At 61.0% G+C, this 18,835-nt stretch carries 17 protein-coding genes; 15 read left to right on the forward strand and 2 right to left on the reverse strand.

Annotated elements, in window-relative coordinates:
* On the reverse strand, positions 1-3,267 hold a 3,267-nt coding region (locus HU750_RS00005), incomplete at its 3' end, for an Ig-like domain-containing protein (RefSeq protein WP_186675475.1).
* A 188-nt stretch (positions 3,268-3,455) separates the two neighbouring features.
* Positions 3,456-5,006, reverse strand: coding sequence for a nitric oxide reductase transcriptional regulator NorR (gene norR, locus HU750_RS00010; RefSeq protein WP_186675479.1), 1,551 nt, complete (start codon positions 5,004-5,006; stop codon positions 3,456-3,458).
* Between the two features lie 154 nt (positions 5,007-5,160).
* Between norR and hmpA the strand changes: the two genes are divergently transcribed.
* The 15 genes from hmpA to HU750_RS00085 all read left to right on the forward strand — a co-directional run bounded on the left by hmpA (position 5,161) and on the right by HU750_RS00085 (position 18,806).
* Positions 5,161-6,339 (forward strand): NO-inducible flavohemoprotein, encoded by a 1,179-nt coding sequence (hmpA, locus tag HU750_RS00015; RefSeq protein WP_186675494.1) that lies wholly within the window; start codon positions 5,161-5,163, stop codon positions 6,337-6,339.
* A 412-nt stretch (positions 6,340-6,751) separates the two neighbouring features.
* Positions 6,752-7,258, forward strand: coding sequence for a disulfide bond formation protein B (locus HU750_RS00020; RefSeq protein ID WP_027595503.1), 507 nt, complete (start codon positions 6,752-6,754; stop codon positions 7,256-7,258).
* Between the two features lie 558 nt (positions 7,259-7,816).
* A complete protein-coding gene (gene cyoA, locus HU750_RS00025; protein ID WP_027595504.1) occupies positions 7,817-8,761 on the forward strand; it encodes a ubiquinol oxidase subunit II in 945 nt (314 codons plus the stop codon).
* Between the two features lie 3 nt (positions 8,762-8,764).
* The gene (gene cyoB, locus HU750_RS00030) at positions 8,765-10,783 is read left to right on the forward strand and encodes a cytochrome o ubiquinol oxidase subunit I (protein ID WP_027595505.1); all 2,019 of its coding nucleotides are present in this window, start codon (positions 8,765-8,767) and stop codon (positions 10,781-10,783) included.
* Positions 10,784-10,786: 3 nt separating this feature from the next.
* Entirely contained in the window at positions 10,787-11,410 is a 624-nt protein-coding gene (cyoC, locus tag HU750_RS00035) for a cytochrome o ubiquinol oxidase subunit III (RefSeq protein ID WP_027595506.1), read from the forward strand.
* Positions 11,410-11,742 (forward strand): cytochrome o ubiquinol oxidase subunit IV, encoded by a 333-nt coding sequence (cyoD, locus tag HU750_RS00040; RefSeq protein WP_027595507.1) that lies wholly within the window; start codon positions 11,410-11,412, stop codon positions 11,740-11,742. The genes cyoC and cyoD overlap by 1 nt, the downstream gene beginning before the upstream one ends.
* 11 nt (positions 11,743-11,753) lie before the next feature.
* Positions 11,754-12,641 (forward strand): heme o synthase, encoded by an 888-nt coding sequence (gene cyoE, locus HU750_RS00045; protein WP_027595508.1) that lies wholly within the window; start codon positions 11,754-11,756, stop codon positions 12,639-12,641.
* Positions 12,642-12,933: 292 nt separating this feature from the next.
* Positions 12,934-14,142 (forward strand): alanine transaminase, encoded by a 1,209-nt coding sequence (gene alaC, locus HU750_RS00050; protein WP_186675496.1) that lies wholly within the window; start codon positions 12,934-12,936, stop codon positions 14,140-14,142.
* A gap of 115 nt (positions 14,143-14,257) precedes the next feature.
* Positions 14,258-15,385: a hypothetical protein gene (locus HU750_RS00055; RefSeq protein ID WP_186675498.1), complete on the forward strand. Its 1,128-nt coding sequence runs from the start codon at positions 14,258-14,260 to the stop codon at positions 15,383-15,385.
* Between the two features lie 171 nt (positions 15,386-15,556).
* Positions 15,557-15,943, forward strand: a complete 387-nt coding sequence (locus tag HU750_RS00060; protein WP_099452947.1) for a YkgJ family cysteine cluster protein — start codon at positions 15,557-15,559, stop codon at positions 15,941-15,943.
* Between the two features lie 442 nt (positions 15,944-16,385).
* Entirely contained in the window at positions 16,386-16,634 is a 249-nt protein-coding gene (locus HU750_RS00065) for a hypothetical protein (RefSeq protein WP_172960340.1), read from the forward strand.
* Positions 16,631-16,882, forward strand: coding sequence for a DUF3077 domain-containing protein (locus HU750_RS00070; protein ID WP_186675500.1), 252 nt, complete (start codon positions 16,631-16,633; stop codon positions 16,880-16,882). Before HU750_RS00065 ends, HU750_RS00070 begins: the two co-directional genes overlap by 4 nt.
* A 268-nt stretch (positions 16,883-17,150) precedes the next feature.
* The gene (locus HU750_RS00075; protein WP_186675503.1) at positions 17,151-17,714 is read left to right on the forward strand and encodes a GNAT family N-acetyltransferase; all 564 of its coding nucleotides are present in this window, start codon (positions 17,151-17,153) and stop codon (positions 17,712-17,714) included.
* A 144-nt stretch (positions 17,715-17,858) separates the two neighbouring features.
* Positions 17,859-18,398 (forward strand): hypothetical protein, encoded by a 540-nt coding sequence (locus tag HU750_RS00080; RefSeq protein WP_186675506.1) that lies wholly within the window; start codon positions 17,859-17,861, stop codon positions 18,396-18,398.
* A 21-nt stretch (positions 18,399-18,419) separates the two neighbouring features.
* Complete coding sequence (locus tag HU750_RS00085) at positions 18,420-18,806, forward strand: lysozyme inhibitor LprI family protein (RefSeq protein ID WP_186675509.1); 387 nt, start codon at positions 18,420-18,422, stop codon at positions 18,804-18,806.
* Positions 18,807-18,835: the final 29 nt, after the last annotated feature.

Here is an 18,835-nt window from a genome sequence, read left to right on the forward strand (position 1 = left end):
AGACAGGCCGGTGTCATCGATGGCGACGACATCGAGCAGTTCGCCGTTGGCTTGTGGTGGCGTGAGTTCAAGGGTGAAGGTGCCATCGGCGCCGGCAATGGCGCTGCCGATGAGCGTGCCATTGGCATCATGCACTTCTACGCGGCTGCCCGCTGGTGCGGTACCGGTGAGGGTGGTGCCATCGGCATCGATGGCCAGGTCGCTTGGGCTGGCGGGAGCTGTAGTCGTTGGTACGTCGTATTCAAGGGCAACGGAAGCGTTGCCGCTCGGGTCGGTCTGCACCAGGCTCAGGTGTTCGCCTGGTTGGGCAGCTGGATCGAGGTCGATCAAGAACGTGCCGTTGGCCAATACAGTGCCGGTGCCAATCACATTGCCGTTGGCATCGCGCACTTCCACAGTGGCCCCGGCTTCGCCGCGACCGCTCAATACCAGACCACCAGCGCCGACCACGATGTTGCTGACGGCATCAGGCGGAGTGATATCCGGCGCATCGAATTGTAGCGGGGTCGAGCTGTTACCAGCGGCGTCCACCAGACGAATATCCAGTGCCTCGCCATTCGCTTGAGCAGGGCTGAGCGTCAGGCTGAAAGTGCCATCTGCGTTGACCTGCCCGGTACCTATCACAGTGCCGGCGGCGTCGCGCACTTGAACCGTGGCACCTGGTTCGCCGCGACCGGTGAGGGTCACGCCTTCAGCCAGGGCCAAATCAGTCGGTTGTGCTGGTGGCAGCAGGTCTTGCGACGTCACTGAGCCTGGCTGCGAAACGTTGCCAGCAGCATCGGTCAGCGTCACTTGCAGGGTGCTGCCGTCGACTACAGCCGGGTCCAGCGTCAGCAGGAAGGTGCCATCTGCACCCACGGTGCCAGTCGCCAGCACATTGCCGTCGGCATCTCGCACCTGAACCGTAGTCCCCGCTTCGCCACGGCCAGTCAGTTGGTGGCCAGCGAGGCCGATTACCAAATCAACAGGCGCGTCAGGCGGTGTGGTATCGCCGCCGTCGATATCCGGTGCGGTAACGGAGCTGGCAACCGAGGTATTGCCGGCAGCGTCAGTCGCGGTGGCCTGCAGTAGCTCACCATCGACCTGAGGCGGATCGAGGTTGATGCTGAACACGCCGGTCGGGCCGACCAGTGCGCTGCCCAGTTCGGTGCCATCCGCGGCGAGAATACGAACGGTGCTGCCTGGTTCGGCGCGGCCGGTAACGACGGTGCCGTTGGCGCTGACGGCCAACTCGGTAGGTGCGGCTGGTGCAGTGATGTCCGGCGCGGTGATCTGTGCGGGCAGAGAAGACAGGCCGGTGTCATCGATGGCGACGACATCGAGCAGTTCGCCGTTGGCTTGTGGTGGCGTGAGTTCAAGGGTGAAGGTGCCATCGGCGCCGGCAATGGCGCTGCCGATCAGCGTGCCATTGGCATCATGCACTTCTACGCGGCTACCGGCCGGCGCGGAACCGGTCAGGGTGGTGCCATCGGCATCGATGGCCAGGTCGCTTGGGCTGGCCGGGGCGGTGGTCAGTGGTACGTCGTATTCGAGGACGGCAGAAGCGTTGCCGCTTGCGTCGGTCTGCACCAAGCTCAGGTGTTCGCCAGATTGCACAGCCGGATCAAGGTCGATCAGGAACGTGCCATTGGCCAATACAGTGCCGGTGCCAATCACATTGCCGTTGGCATCGCGCACTTCAACGATGGCCCCGGCTTCGCCGCGCCCGCTCAGGACCAGGCCACCGGCGCCGACCACGATGTTGCTGACGGCATCAGGCGGAGTAATGTCCGGCGCATCGAACTGCAGTGGTGCGGAGCTGTTGCCAGCAGCGTCCACCAGACGGATGTCCAGCGCTTCGCCATTCGCTTGAGCCGGGGACAGGGATACGCTGAATAAGCCATCAGCACCCACCACTCCGGTGCCTATCACAGTGCCCGCAGCGTCCCGCACTTGCACGGTGGCGCCTGGTTCACCGCGACCAGTAAGGGTCACGCCTTCAGCCAAGGCCAGGTCAGTCGGTTGTGCTGGTGGCAGCAGGTCTTGGGAGGTGACCGAACCTGGCTGCGAAACGTTGCCCGCCGCATCGGTCAGGGTCACCTGCAGGGTGCTGCCATCGATCACGGCAGGGTCCAGTGTCAGCAGGAACGTGCCATCTGCACCCACAGTGCCAGTCGCCAGCACATTGCCGGCGGCATCCCGCACCTGCACGGTGGTACCCGCTTCGCCACGGCCAGTCAGCTGGTGGCCAGCAAGGCCGACTACCAGGTCCACAGGTGCATCCGGCGCTGTTGTATCAGGAGGCGTTTCAACATCCGGGGCCGTAATGCCAGCAGCCGGCGATGTATTGCCGGCTGCGTCCTGTGCGGTCACTTCCAATGCCTGGCCATCGGTCTGCGGTGGCTGCAAATTGATGCTGAACTGCCCGTCAGCACCCGCCACCGCGCTGCCCAGCAATACGCCACCCGCACCTCGCACCGCCACCGTCGAGCCGGGTTCGGCGCGGCCGGTGAGGGTGGTGCCCTGTTCGTTGATGGCAAGATCGGTCGGTGCCAGCGGTGCCGTTGCATCCGGGGCGGTGACGCTGCCGGGGGCCGAGACATTGCCCGCACCATCGGTCAGGGTGACTTCAAGGTTTTCGCTGTTGATCTGCGGGGGATTCAACGCAACGTTGAAGCTGCCATCGGCACCGACCGTGCCGCTGCCGATCAGGTTGCCCGCGCCGTCGCGAATATTTACCGTGCTGCCGGCTTCGCCGCGGCCCGTCAGGCGCAGGCCATCAGGGGACACCAGCAGGTCGATCGGCGTGGCCGGCGCTGTGGTGTCGCCTGGGTCCGAGCCACCACTGCTGCCACCGCTGCTGTTGTCGGCCGCCGCCGCCGCGCCGCCAATACCCAGCAGGCTGAGCCCGGCAATGGCCCAGGTTGGCATCGCGCTGCCCGCCACACCGATACCCGCGACCAGTTCATCCAGCGAGGCCACTTCGTCGAACGTAAAGCCCGTGAAAGCCACCGCATCGTAGTTTGCATGCCACAGGGTGCCGTCCTCACCGACGAAGACGATGTCGCTGCCGACGCCGGCCTGATCCACGGCGAAGAAGTTGCCGATAGTGACCTTCTCGCCCGACTTCAGGGTGACGATCAGGTCTTGTCCGCGCTGGGTGACAGTTGCCACTTTATCGGGGGAAACCGGCATCTGCACGACGCCTGGCCCGTTGAGACTGATATTGCCCCAGGCACTCTGGGTGGCGACTGCGGATTGCTTATCGGCGACGACGATGTTGTCCATGGATGCTCCCTGCTGGTGTGCGGCTACACTGGCTCGACTTCAGCGAACCAGGGCCGGCGCAACGTCAATGCAACGTGTTGCGCTCAGCCTCGACCATGACGGCCGTGATACCGGTGGTTAGGGAGATATAGCAGCCCAGCGAGAAGCAACCAGATGGCTTTCTGGGTTAATCCTTTTGTAGGTATGCCTCAGCGAAGCCCCAGCCGACGCGCCAGCCGACTGAGGTTGGCGCGGTCCAGGCCGAGTTCGCGCGCGGCGGCGGCCCAGTTATCCGCATGCCTTTGCAGGCAGTTTTCGATCACTTGGCGTTGATAAAGGTCGACGGCTTCACGCAATCCGCCATCGGGCAGAGGCGCCTCCAGCAGGGGTGAGGGGGAGGGCAACTGGCCCGATGGCGCAGCGGCGCGCAGGTCAAGGTCGATGGCCTCAAGGGTGAGGATGCGCGGCCGTTCCGGGTGCTGGCCGAGCGCCTTGAGCGTCGAGCGGCCGATCAGGTGTTCGAGCTCGCGCACGTTGCCCGGCCAGTCATAGGCCAGCAGTGCAGCTTGGGCGTCGCTGCTCAGGCGCAGGCTGTTCAGGCCCAGGCGCGAACGGTTCTGTTCGAGGAAGTACCCCGCCAATAGCAGCACATCGCGCCCACGTTCACGCAGCGGCGGAACGTGCAACGGGTACACGCTCAGGCGATGGTAGAAGTCGGCGCGGAAGTTGCCATTGCGCACTTCTGCAGCCAGGTCGCGGTTGGTGGCTGCGATCAGGCGGACGTCGACCCGGTGTTCGCGGTCCGACCCCAGGCGTTGCAACTGGCCACTTTGCAGCACACGCAGCAGCTTGGCCTGCACGGTTAATGGCAACTCGCCGACCTCATCAAGAAACAGCGTGCCACCATTGGCCAGCTCGAACTTGCCGAGGCGTTCGCCGTGGGCGCCGGTAAAGGCGCCGCGCACGTGGCCAAACAGCTCGCTTTCCACCAGGGTATCGGGCAAGGCCGCGCAGTTGAGGCTGACCAGCGGTTTGTCAGCACGGTTGCTGGCCTGGTGCAGGGCTTGGGCCACCAGCTCTTTGCCAACGCCGGTCTCGCCGGTGATCAGCACGGTCAACTCGCTGCCGCCGACCAGGCGTATCTCTTCCACCAGCCGCTTGTGTGCCGCGCTCTGGCCAATCAGCTCCTTGTCCTGGGCACTGGCCTGGCGGTAGATCTCGGCGCGATGGTGTTCGTCCTCTGCGCGCAGGGCCAGGTGCTCGATACGCTCGGCCACGGTTACCGTGGCGGCAGCCAGGCTGGCGAAAGCCTGCAGCGCATCCAGCTCAAGGCTCTGGAACTGCCCGGGGGTCAGCGCGTCCAGGGTCAGCAGGCCCCAAGGGCGCTCATCGACCATCAACGGGCAGCCCATGCAGTCATGCACTTCAAGCGTGGCATCCGGGGCGTTGACCAGGCCGTCGTAGGGGTCAGGCAGGTCCGAGTCGCTGGCAAAGCGGGTGGGGTGTGGGCGGCTGAGGAGGATCTGGAAGCGCGGGTGTTCGCTGACCCGAAAGCGTCGGCCCAAGGTATCGGCACTCAGGCCGTCCACTGCCAGCGGCACCAGCCACTCACCGTCCAAGCGCAGCAGTGCGGCGGCGTCGCACGGCAACAGCCCGCGCATGGCCTGAAGCAAGCGGCGGTAGCGTTCCTGATCGCTGAGGTCGCGGGACAAGTCGCTGACCAGGGGGAGGAGGGCGGTGAGCAGTGGCTTTGCAGTCATAGGGACTCCTTTTGGTCATTATGACTATACGCCCGAGCGAGTCGTTTTGACATGACGCGCGTCAACGCCCTGATTTTGCTGGGTATAAAAGTTGGCACGAATGGTGAAATACCCAAGGCAATCATTCGAAGCCATAGGCTCAGGAGTCGTTGCAATGCTCACTGCCGAACAACGTGCAATCGTCAAAGCCACTGTCCCCCTGCTGGAAAGCGGCGGCGAAGCGCTGACCACTCACTTCTACAAGATGATGCTCAACGAGTACCCGCAAGTGCGTCCGCTGTTCAACCAGGCCCACCAGGCCAGCGGCGACCAGCCACGTGCGTTGGCCAACGGCGTCTTGATGTATGCCCGCCATATCGACCAGCTCGAACAACTCGGCGGCCTGGTCGGCCAGATCATCAACAAGCACGTTGCCTTGCAGATTCTGCCGGAGCACTACCCGATTGTGGGCAGCTGCCTGCTGCGCGCCATTGAAGAAGTGCTTGGCAAGGACATCGCCACACCAGAGGTGATCGCGGCCTGGGGCGCGGCGTATGGTCAACTGGCCGACATCCTCATCGGCGCTGAAGAAAGCCTCTATAAAGAGAAGGAGCAAGCCGCCGGCGGATGGCGTGGTACCCGCGAGTTCCGCCTGGTACGCCGCGAGCAGGAAAGCAGCGAGATCGTCTCGTTCTACTTCGCCCCGGTGGACGGCAAGCCAGTGCTCAAGGCCGAGCCAGGGCAGTACATCGGCCTGCAGTTGTTCATCGACGGCGCCGAGCAGCGTCGCAACTACTCGCTGTCGGCCCTGTGCGACGGCACTGAATACCGCATCAGCGTCAAACGCGAAGCCGGTGGCAAGGTGTCCAACTACCTGCACGATGAACTGGTGGTGGGCAAGACCCTGCAGCTGTTCCCACCGGCAGGCGACTTTACCCTGGCCGCCAGCGACAAGCCGCTGGTGCTGATCAGTGGCGGTGTGGGGATCACCCCGACCCTGGCGATGTTGCAGGCGGCACTGCAGACCCCGCGTGAAGTGCATTTCATCCACTGTGCGCGTAACGGCGCCGTGCATGCCTTCCGTGAGTGGGTCGACGGCCTGGCCGAGCGTCATCCACAGCTCAAGCGCTTCTACTGCTATGCCGAGCCGCAAGGCGGCGCTGCGGCCGATGCCGTGGGCCTGCTGAACGAAGACCTGCTGGCCGAGTGGCTGCCACGTGAACGTGACGTCGATGCCTACTTCCTGGGGCCTAAAGCCTTCATGGCGGCGGTCAAGCGCCAGCTGAAGGGCCTGGGTGTGCCGGAGCAGCAGAGCCGCTACGAGTTCTTCGGGCCAGCGGCAGCGTTGGAGTAAACACCCAGCAGTCCTAGCTGTTGTAGGAGCAGCCTTGTGCTGCGAAGAGGCCGGTGATCTCAGAAGATGCTCTGAGCCATCACCGGCCTCTTTGCATCACCAGGCTGCGCCTACCTGCTTATATAAAGGAGAGATGAAACAGCCCGCCAAGCTTTCATCTTTAATCCTCCTTTAATCACGGTATCCTTCACTCCCAGGTGTCGAGGGGCTTGCCCCTGCGCGGCACCCGGGTAGCCGCTTTTTTGCCGTGTGACGTTGAACCGACGTCACAATGGCCGGTCTCAGCCATCTCGGATAGCCCTGCGCAGTGCTATCACGTTGCCCCCTCGGCACGCTAAAGGCCCTGCCCAGCGTGTAGAATCGCGCGCAGGCAGGCGGACCACGCGGCCACTCTCCATCCAAGGAACCGGCAATGAACGAACAAACTTCGCGCCTGAATCGGGAACGGCGCTTTCTGGTGCTGCTGGGGCTGATCTGCCTGTCGCTGATCGGCGGCGCCCTTTATATGCAAGTGGTATTGGGCGAGGCGCCTTGCCCGCTGTGCATCCTGCAGCGCTATGCCTTGCTGTTTATCGCCGTGTTTGCCTTCATCGCCGCCGCGATGCCCGGGCGGCGCAGCCTGACGGTCTTCGAAGGCTTGGTGGTACTCAGCGCCATCGGGGGAATCGTTGCGGCCGGCAACCATGTGTATATACTCGCCAACCCCATGGTCAGTTGCGGCATCGATACCCTGCAGCCGATCGTCGACGACCTGCCCCTGGCCAAGCTGTGGCCGCTGGCATTCCAGGTCGATGGCTTCTGCAGCACGCCGTACCCACCGATCCTCGGTCTGTCGCTGGCGCAGTGGGCGCTGGTCGCATTTGTCCTGACGGCCATTCTGGTTCCGCTGGGCATCTACCGCAACCGACGTCAGGCTTAGACAAAAGTCCCGAATTGCATGAGGTCTTTTGCACGGCGTGAGATGCGCAGAAAGTTGCTCCCCGCTTGATCCAGATCAATCACAAAGCCTTGTAGAATGCGGCTTTGAGGGCTACCCGGCGGGGTGCGACAAACTGTCGCGAAGTTGATTCTTCAGGTCGCATTGTTACGTATTCTGTAAAAGACTGTTGCTCAATAAGTCATAGTCAAGGGTTGGCGACCTATCTACAATCGCCCCCAATTTCCGTTCGGCACTGCTTGCGAGTCGCAGGATTGAAGGAAGCCCCAGCGCTCCCTTTTGCTGACTTCGTCAAGTTTCGCCCAGCGGCGATACCGAGCGGACACCCCTCCGCGTTTTCCCGCACCAAATGGACTTGGTCTGAAGTACAGGCCTGTTGCCTACGAAACCATAAGCACCGCTAACACGCTTGAGCCAAGGTCCTGCAGTCGGACCCCAGGCAGGAGCGAGTACGGGCGCGAAATGCCGCACTTGGCAGGACGAAGTGTTGGCTACCAAAACACAAATTGCATTGAAGCAAGCTGATCTAGAGGTCGTGAGATGAGTAAAAAGCGTTACCCCAGACTGTTTGGCATATTGCCCTTTTTAGGCATGCTTTTACTCAGTGGGTGCAACTGGACCCTGCTCGACCCGAAAGGTCAGGTCGGCATTGAGCAAAAGAACCTCATCCTCATCGCTACCGGCCTGATGCTGCTGGTGGTGATCCCGGTCATCATCATGACCGTGGCGTTCGCCTGGAAGTACCGTGCTTCCAACAAGGCGGCCACCTACACCCCCGACTGGTCGCACTCGACCAAGATCGAGGCCGCGGTGTGGATCATCCCGATCATCATCATCATCGCCCTGGGTTATGTCACCTACAAGTCCACCCACAAGCTGGACCCGTATCGTCCGCTGGATTCCGACGTCAAGCCGATCCAGATCGACGTGGTCGCACTGGACTGGAAGTGGCTGTTCATCTACCCGGAGCAGGGCATCGCGACGGTCAACAAGATCAACTTCCCGGCTAATACCCCGGTCAACTTCCGCGTCACCTCCGACGCCGTGATGAACTCGTTCTTCATCCCGGGCCTGGGCGGCCAGATCTACGCCATGGCCGGCATGACCACCAAGCTGCACCTGATCGCCAACGAAAACGGCGAATTCGACGGTATCAGCGCCAACTACAGCGGCGCTGGCTTCACCGGCATGAAATTCAAGGCTACTGCAACTTCCCAGGAAGACTTCGACAAGTGGGTCGCCGAAGTGAAGCAGTCGCCGCTGAAACTGGGCAAAGCCGAGTACGAAGCTCTGGCCAAACCTAGCGAATACAACCCAGTCGCGCTGTACAGCGAGGCCCCGGCAGAGCTGTTCCAGTCCATCGTCGACAAGTACGAAGGCATGAACCGCGGCAAGCCGGTCCACGAAGAAGCAGGCAGCAAAGATCTGGCCACTACCAAGGGTGTGGAATCGAGTATGCAACCAGCTGCCGGTGCAGAGGAGTAAGAGATGTTCGGTAAATTAAGCCTGGAGGCGATACCCTATCACGAGCCGATAGTCATGGTGACGCTTGCCATGATCGCGCTCGGCGGTATCGCTGTCGTCGGTCTTATCACCTATTTCCGCAAGTGGACCTACTTGTGGAGCGAGTGGTTGACGACTGTCGACCACAAGAAAATCGGGGTGATGTACATCATCGTCGCGATGATCATGCTGCTGCGCGGCTTTGCCGACGCCATCATGATGCGTACCCAGCTGGCTGCAGCCACTGGCGGATCCGAAGGCTACCTGCCGCCTGAACACTATGACCAGATCTTCACCGCTCACGGTGTGATCATGATCATCTTCATGGCGATGCCGTTCTTCACCGGCCTGATGAACCTGGCCCTGCCTCTGCAGATCGGTGCACGTGACGTTGCCTTCCCGTTCCTGAACTCCCTGAGCTTCTACCTGCTGCTGGCAGGCGTGCTGCTGGTCAACATCTCCCTGGGCGTCGGCGAATTTGCCAAGACCGGTTGGGTTGCCTATCCGCCGCTCGCGGGTATTCAGTACAGCCCTGGCGTGGGTGTCGACTACTACATCTGGGCGCTACAGCTATCGGGCCTAGGTACGACGCTTACCGGTGTGAACTTCCTCGTCACCGTGATGAAGATGCGCGCACCTGGCATGAAACTGATGGACATGCCGATCTTCACCTGGACCTGCACCTGGGCCAACGTGCTGATCGTCGCTTCGTTCCCGATCCTGACTGCTGCACTCGCACTGCTGACTGTTGACCGTTATCTGGACTTCCACATTTTCACCAACGAGCTTGGTGGGAACCCGATGATGTACGTCAACCTGTTCTGGGCGTGGGGTCACCCTGAGGTTTACATCCTGATCCTGCCGGCCTTCGGCGTGTTCTCGGAAGTGACTTCGACGTTCTCTGGCAAGCGTCTGTTTGGCCACCACTCGATGATCTACGCATCGGGCGCAATCGCCATCCTGGGCTTTGCCGTATGGCTGCACCACTTCTTCACCATGGGTGCCGGCGCGAGCGTCAACACCTTCTTCGGCCTGGCGACGATGCTGATCTCCATTCCGACCGGTGTGAAACTGTTCAACTGGCTGTTCACCATGTACCAGGGCCGTGTGCGTTTCACCGCACCGATGCTGTGGACCCTGGGCTTCATGATCACCTTCTCCATCGGTGGCATGACTGGCGTACTGCTGGCCGTTCCAGGTGCTGACTTCGTTCTGCACAACAGCCTGTTCGTAATTGCTCACTTCCACAACGTGATCATCGGTGGCGCGGTATTCGGCTACATCGCCGGTTTCGCCTTCTGGTTCCCGAAAGCCTTTGGTTTCACCCTGAACGAGAAGTGGGGCAAAGCTGCCTTCTGGTTCTGGATCTCGGGCTTCTACGTTGCGTTCATGCCGCTGTACGCCCTGGGCTTCATGGGCATGACCCGTCGTCTGAACCACTCCGACAACCCACTGTGGGAACCCTACCTGTACGTTGCCGTGGTCGGCGCCGTGCTGATCCTGTTCGGTATCGCTTGCCAGCTGATCCAGCTCTACGTTTCGGTCCGCGACCGCAACCAGAACCTGGACGTGACCGGCGACCCATGGGGCGGTCGTACGCTGGAATGGTCGACTTCGTCGCCACCTCCGTTCTACAACTTCGCCCACATGCCTGAGCAGGTTGGCCTGGATGCATGGCACGAAACCAAGGAAATCGGCGCTGCTTACAAGCCGGCAACCAAGTTCGACGCCATCCACATGCCGAGCAACACCGCTACCGGTTTGTTCATGGGCCTGTTCCTGACCGTCTTCGGCTTTGCCTTCATCTGGCACATCTGGTGGCTGGTAGGCGCGAGCCTGGTTGCAACCATCGCTGTCTTCGTTCGCCACGCTGCGCGTGACGACCAGGGCTACATGGTTCCGGCCGAAGAAGTGGCGCGCATCGAAGGCGAGCGTATGAAAGCGCTGGCCAAAGCAGGTGCTCTGCCTGCCGGCGCACGTGTCGAATCGTTTGAGCGGGTGTAATCAATGTCCAGTCAAGTAATCCACGGCGCTGCTCATGGTCACGACCATGGGCACGACGATCACCACCACGACTCGGGCCAGATGACCGTACTCGGTTTCTGGCTGTACCTGATGACCGACTGCATCCTGTTTGCGTCGCTCTTCGCTACCTACGCGGTGCTGTCCGGCAGTTTTGCCGGCGGCCCGTCGGGTCATGACATTTTCCAGCTCGACTTCGTAGCTGTTGAAACTGCCTTCCTGCTGCTGTCCTCGATCACCTTCGGCTTCGCCATGCTGAAGCTGTTCGATGGCAAGAAAGCAGGTGTACTGGGCTGGTTGGCCGTGACCTTCCTGTTCGGTGCCGGCTTCATCGCGATGGAAATCTACGAGTTCCATCACCTGATCGCTGAGGGCTTCGGCCCGCAGCGCAGTGGCTTCCTGTCGGCGTTCTTCGCGCTGGTCGGTACCCACGGTCTGCACGTGACTGCAGGTCTGATCTGGATGGCAATCCTGATGTATCAGATCAGCACCAAGGGCATTACCCCGACTGCCAAGACCCGCATGAGCTGCCTGAGCCTGTTCTGGCACTTCCTGGACGTGGTCTGGATCTGCGTATTCACCGTCGTCTACCTGCTGGGGGTTCTGTAATGGCTAACGCACACGACACTCATCACGAAGGTAATCACGGCAGCGTGAAGTCCTACATGATCGGCTTTGTACTGTCGATCATCCTGACCGCTATCCCGTTCGGCCTGGTGATGTACCCAAGCCTGCCGAAGAACCTGACCGTTCTGATCGTGGTCGCCATGGCTGTCATTCAGGTTGTAGTGCACCTCGTGTACTTCCTGCACATGGACCGCTCGAAAGAGCAGCGTTCCAACGTGTCGACGTTCCTGTTTACCACCATGGTAATTGCACTGCTGGTCGGCCTGTCGCTGTGGATCATGTTCAACATCCACATCGAAATGATGGCCAAGTGAGGTAAGACTGCATGTCCGTTAAGCACTTTATCCAAATCACCAAACCGGGGATCATTTTCGGTAACGTGCTTTCCGTGGCAGGCGGATTCTTCCTTGCCGCGAAGGGCCATGTAGACTTCGCCCTGTTCCTGGCGGTGGTGGTAGGTACTTCCCTGGTGGTGGCGTCCGGTTGCGTGTTCAACAACTGCATCGACCGCGACATCGACATCAAGATGGAACGTACCAAGAACCGCGTCATGGTCCAGGGCGGCATGTCGCTGCCCCTCGCGCTGATTTACGCCACCCTGCTTGGGGTGGCGGGTTTCAGCCTGCTGTATGTCCAGGCCAACCCACTGTCGGCGTTCTGTGCGCTGATCGGCTTCGTCGTCTACGTCGGTTTCTACAGCCTCTGGCTGAAGCGTAAATCGGTGCACGGCACCTTGGTCGGCAGCCTTTCGGGTGCCATGCCTCCGGTGATCGGCTACTGCGCCGTCAGCAACAGCTTCGACCTGGCTGCAGTGACCCTGCTGGTGATGTTCAGCCTGTGGCAGATGCCGCACAGCTTCGCGATCGCCATCTTCCGCTTCAAGGACTACAGCGCTGCCAACATTCCGGTTCTGCCGGTGGCACGCGGTATTCTTGCTGCCAAGAAGCAGATCGTGCTGTACGTGCTGGCCTTCGTGCTCGCCACCCTGATGCTCACCCTCGGCGGTTACGCCGGCCTCAGCTACCTGGCCGTGGCAGCTGCCATGGGCCTGTACTGGCTGTACATGGCCTGGGGTGGCTACAAGGCCGAGGACGACAGCAAGTGGGCCCGCAAGGTGTTTGGCTTCTCTATCCTCACTGTCACTGCCCTGAGCGTGATGATGTCGGTGGACAGCCAGACTGCTGCGGACGTGCTGATGACCTACGCACGCTGATACCGCTGCCTGTTACACGAAAACCCCGGCCATGTGCCGGGGTTTTTTTATGGGTGTTCTGGGCAAGTCCCAATGCCTGTGTATATTCCTGTGGGAGCGGGCTCTCCCCGCGAAGAGGCCGGCCCTGAAAACACAAAATTCTAATTTTCAAAAAATACATCTGAAAAATTCTAATAAAACAGGAAATTGCCCTTTACAGATATCCTGTTTCGGCACTATCTTCTGATCCAGGCCGCCACATCGGCCAACGTCGCTCGGACGGTTCCGGGCGCTTACGTACTCAGAGGAAGCCATGGCCAACCCAGGTTCGCCGCGCCGCTTTGCGCGCATCGATCGTCTCCCCCCTTACGTCTTCAACATCACCGCCGAGCTCAAGATGGCCGCCCGCCGTCGTGGCGAAGACATTATCGACCTGAGCATGGGCAACCCCGATGGCGCGACCCCGCCGCACATCGTCGAGAAGCTGGTGCAGGTCGCCCAGCGTGAAGATACGCACGGCTACTCCACCTCCCGCGGCATCCCACGCCTGCGCCGGGCCATTTCCAACTGGTACAAGGAACGCTACGAGGTCGACATCGACCCGGAAAGCGAAGCCATTGTCACCATCGGTTCCAAGGAAGGCCTGGCTCACCTGATGCTCGCCACCCTCGACCAGGGGGACACGGTGCTGGTGCCCAACCCCAGCTACCCGATCCACATCTACGGTGCGGTGATTGCCGGCGCCCAGGTGCGTTCGGTGCCGCTGGTGCCGGGTGTGGACTTCTTCAATGAGCTCGAGCGGGCGATACGCGAATCGATACCCAAGCCGAAGATGATGATTCTCGGCTTCCCGTCCAACCCGACCGCGCAGTGCGTGGAGCTGGACTTCTTCGAGCGCGTGGTGGCCCTGGCCAAGCAGTATGACGTGCTCGTGGTGCATGACCTGGCGTACGCCGACATCGTCTACGACGGCTGGAAAGCCCCGTCGATCATGCAGGTGCCGGGGGCCAAGGACATCGCGGTGGAGTTCTTCACGCTGTCCAAGAGCTACAACATGGCCGGCTGGCGTATCGGCTTCATGGTCGGCAACCCCGAGCTGGTCAACGCCCTGGCGCGTATCAAGAGCTACCACGACTACGGCACCTTCACGCCTTTGCAGGTGGCAGCCATTGCCGCGCTGGAAGGCGACCAACAGTGCGTGCGCGATATCGCCGAGCAGTACCGCCAGCGCCGCAACCTGTTGGTGAAGGGGTTGCACGAGTTGGGTTGGATGGTCGAGAACCCCAAGGCTTCGATGTACGTGTGGGCGAAGATTCCGCCGGAGTATGCGCACCTCGGGTCGCTGGAGTTTGCCAAGAAGCTGTTGGCTGAGGCCAAGGTGTGTGTGTCGCCGGGCATCGGTTTTGGTGACTATGGTGACGATCACGTGCGCTTTGCCCTGATCGAGAACCAGGACCGTATCCGCCAGGCGATTCGCGGCATCCGCCAGATGTTCAGGGCGGATGGTTTGACCCGCAAGTAAACAGCGAGGGGCCGCGTGGCGGCCCCTCGTTATATCAGCTGGGCTGGCCTTCCGACTGCCTGCCGAGTATTCGCGCCACTACCTTCAGCACTCATTTTCCTGTTCAGGTATCCAAATGAGTGTATTCACAGCGTATTTCTGCGGCACTGGTTCCCACCGCTTCGATGCTGCCAACCCCAATTTCTGGAACGGCGAGCTGGTCTCGACATTGGCCAGCAACGATCAGGGGCGCGAGTTCGCCCACTGGATTGCGGTTGACGGGCCAGGTAGCGGCAACCTTCAGGATGACGAATTGTTCGTTGAACCAGGTGGCTACTTTAACTGGAGTGGTCAGTTGTTTGGCCGTGGTTGGGAAGAAAACGTGAACCATGTGCTGAACGTGATCAAGGGTGAGAGCAATTGGCAGCGCACCAAACTCACTGAGGATGCGTACACAAGGCTGAAAGACGCAGGCGTGCCGATCCCGGATGCGTCCGCCACGGCTTCCTGGTTCTGGCGGACCTATGACTACGGCGATCGCCACCCGACCCCGCAGGCGCTGCAGGAACAGATCATCAATATATTCCGCGAATCGCGCTTGCCCACCCAGGTCAACCTAGTGGGTTGGAGCCGTGGCGGCATCAGTTGCCATATGCTGGCCAATGCGATGGCTGAGGATCCGGACTTGAAGGATATTCCGGTCAACATCTTTGCCATCGACCCCGTGCCCGGTGTCGGCAACGTGCAAACCGAGCGGGTGAGCCTGGCGGGCAATGTCCGCGAATATGTCGGATTCTATTCGCGTGACGAACGCTCCAAGGGCTTCGCCTGCGTGATCCCTGCCGTCGACCCCGGCACGCGCATGTGCATCTACCCAATGCCAGGCCGGCATGCCACCTTGGTGGGTAATGCCTCGGCTGACGGGGCGAGCGACGGCAAGGTGCTGGTCGAACCCGGGTTAATCGTGCGGCATTTCGCCGAAGTCTGCCTGACCCGTTGGGGTGCCGAACTGGACAAGTGCCTGGCGCTGGATGACAACCAACTGATGCAGCATCACTTGGCTATGGCGGCCGCCGATGAGCACTACCAGGCCATGCGCAGCCAGTCGTATACCGTCATCACCGAAGGCCAAAAAGACGACCGGCTGGTGCACTGTGGCGAAACCCGCACGCGCTTCAGCCAGGTGCGCAGTGACCGTTATGACCCTCGCGAAGGCTTGGGCCTGCAGCACTGGGATGCCAACACTTACAAGGCCCTGCGCTAGGCCGGGCAGGCGGGCAGCCGCTGTGCTGTTCGCCCATTTTTCTGACTGTGGAGTTTGCCGGATCAGTGGCAATTTTTTTTGCATTCCCCCTCTATCCAGCCGGCCCCGGTTGGAATGAAAATGGCGCCGCGGGCCCAGCCCCGATAACAACAACCTTCCCTCCGTGGCCTCATGTCCGAATATAACCCTTGCCTTGACTGCGGCGCCTGCTGCGGGTACTTCCGTGTGTCCTTCTTCTGGGGCGAATGCCAGTCTGCCGGGGGCATTGTGCCTGACGACCTGGTGGTGCAGATCAACCCTACACGGGTCGCGATGATCGGCACCGATGCCAAGCCTTGCCGCTGTGTCAGCCTTGCCGGCGAGATCGGCAAAGAGGTGGCGTGCACCATCTACGCTAACCGCTCGAGCCCTTGCCGGGAGTTCGATGCGTCGTGGGAGGGTGGGGTGCACAACCCGAGCTGCGACGATGCACGCGCGGCCTATGGCTTGCCGCCGTTGACCCCGCCTGGGGCCAACGAGCCGCATTGGCCGGATGATGATGGGGCTGAGGTGGCCTGACCTTTTTGGGTCGCCTGTGCCGGCCCTTTCGCGGGGCAAGCCCGCTCCCACAGGACCGTTGCAAGACCTGTGGGCGAAGCAAGTCACCGATCCTGTGGGAGTGGGCTTGCCCGCGAAAGGGCCATCAGCTGTAAGAAGATTCTGAACTTGAAACCAAATGCTTCAGAAAGGCAGGCTTGTCGAATTATCCTACGATGCCTGTCGGATGCCGCCTGATAGGTGGGGAAGTACTTCAGCGATAACTTCATGGTTCGCCCATATGGCGAGCGGGTGTGAGAACTCGTTGTTGGTAGTCGGCCTTTTTTATGGCAGCTGTGCGCGTGCAGGCTTCGGTCTGACCGTGGTGACTCCAACACGGGCTTCTCACCTCGCGCACGGCTGCCACCCAAATCTGTGAGAAGGACCAAGGTGGTTGCTCCTTGAAATGTCATTGGAGTTCACCATGAAAAAACTTGTACCTGACCCACCCACTTTCCCAATCCCTTATATCTCGATAATCGCCGACCTCTCCCATGCAGAGGCAAGGTCCCAGGCAGCCAAACTCATGGGCAGCCTTTCCCAAACCATCGAGCTTTACCTCAAAGCCGAAGACAGCCTGCAACGCAGCGCCCTCCTCGAAAACATGTCCGCCCTGACCGAATTGCTTCATGCGCTGTTCGCCCACATAAAGGCGCAGGAGGCAGTGGAATGAGCAATCACCTGAAAAGCCATACCACCGCTGGCGTGGAGACGTTTCTCGAATTGTTCCGCATCGAACCGGGCATCCGCCTTGATCACGCGTTCGACGAATTGTCTGTGTTGCTGGGGTGCATACGCCACCTCAGCGAAGAGGCCGAGATGGAGGGCAACAAGGTTGCAGGCAGCGCTGCACGGATACTCAGTGCCATGGCCAAGGCGCTGATCAACGACATGGAAATGGGGTTGAACCGGGGCGGTTGAGCCATTTTTAAACGCCTTACGGGGTGGCGAGTAACGGCTGATAGGCGCATGGCGAAAGGGCTGCAGCGTCCTTGAAATCGAGCGCCGCCCGCGCGGCGCTCGATTTGCGCCCCACCGCAAAACCCGAGCCATGCACCCAGTAGCCCTGACACAAGCCCAGCCCTAACCCCCAAAAAATCCCAAACACACGATAAAACCCAACGCATCCCCCAGCCGCCTCGCTTGACGTTAAACTGTCATCTCCCCAGCAATGGACAGGAGATCCGGCGTGACCCCACCCCGCAGTTTCCCCAGTGACCTCTGCCTCGACAGCCCCCGCCTGCAATTGCGCCCGATGCGCCATGGCGATGCCGCGCAATGGCTGGCGATCATGGCCGACCCCGAGGTCATGCGTTATTGGCACCACGCACCCTGGCAAGACCTCGCCGAGGCCGAAAGCGCCTTGGCTGCCGACCGTGAAGCCTATGCCAATGGCGACCAGCTCAAGCTCGGCATGTACCGCCGTGACAACGGCGAACTCATCGGCATGGTCCAACTGTTCAACATCGATGACGTATCCCGCCGTGGCGAAATCGGCTATTGCCTGGCCAGCGCCGTACAGGGCAGGGGGTACATGGACGAGGCATTGACCTGCTTCATCGACTACCTCGCTCACACCCTGCACATGCGCCGCCTGGAGGGCGAGATCGACCCGCGCAACCAAGGCTCGGCACGCACGCTCGAACGCCAGGGCTTCGTGCTCGAAGGCACCCTGCGGGCACGCTGGTGCGTGGCCGGCGAGCTGTCCGACTCGGGCATCTATGGCCTGCTGCTGGAACCACCGGTTGTTTAGTGTTATGGCTAACCTCGACTTTCATCGTCTGCTGTACATCACGCTACCGGTGGTGACCCTGCGCGGCACTTACTAAACGCCTGGAAGCGGGGCAGGGCCTGGGTTATGGTCGCAGCCTGTCCCGTTTTCCCCAGGTGTGCCCCTTTGCCCGTTTTCTACCTGAGCATCAGCCTGTTCCTGTACCTGCTCGCGCTGTTTTTCGATGGCGTGCTGATGAGTGGCGACCGCCACATGCCCGCCCTGCAGATGTTGCTGTACGGGCCATGGGGCATGCCCTTCGGGTTGTATCAATGGTTTGCCAATCCGCTGCTGGCCGTGGCGATTCTTGCCCATCGACGTTTCCGTCGGTTGGCCTTGGCATGCGGTGTGGCGGCGTTGTATCTGGCTGCCAGCAGTTTCGGAATTGACCGATTGCCAGACAGCCAAAGCTACGCGTTTCATGACCGCACCGGTTTTGGTGCGGGCTTTTATCTGTGGCTCACCGCGATGGGGGTGTTCTGCGCGGGCCAGGCCTGGCATTGCTGGAAGGCCCGCAGCGCCGACGACATGCCCGGCTGGCGTTGGCTCGATGTGGCGTTGATAGCGGCGCTGGGTGTCGCGTTGTATGCCGCAACGCAGATGCCGTCGTTGCGTTTCGAGCCCAACAAGGTGCTGATGCCGCCGGAACAGCCACAGACATTTTGATATCCACAGGGGGAAATAGTCATGAATAAGTATCACCTGACGGGCCTGGCGCTGGCGTGTGTGCTGCCGCTGGCCATGGCCGAAGAAAATTCGCCGAGCTATGGCCAATGCATGGACAAGGCGTCCAGCACAGTGGCCATGAGCAGTTGCATCCAGGCCGAGACCCAGTTGCAGGACCAGCGCTTGAACCGGGTGTACAAACAGTTGATGGGCAAACTGGAGGCAGGGCAGCAGAAACGCCTGCGCGAGGTACAGCGCAAGTGGATCGCCTACCGTGATGACAACTGCACGTTCCACGTACAGGCCAGTGGCGGGACCCTGGCGCAGCTGGAAGGCGGCGTGTGCGTGATGGACATGACCCGGGACCGGGCGGCCGAGCTTGAGCGAGTACTCAGCCCGGGGCAGTGAGATGGGCGCACGTTTGTGTAGGAGCGGCC

The sequence above is a fragment of the Pseudomonas sp. SWRI50 genome, assembly GCF_014269095.1.
GTDB classification, from domain to species: domain Bacteria; phylum Pseudomonadota; class Gammaproteobacteria; order Pseudomonadales; family Pseudomonadaceae; genus Aquipseudomonas; species Aquipseudomonas kermanshahensis.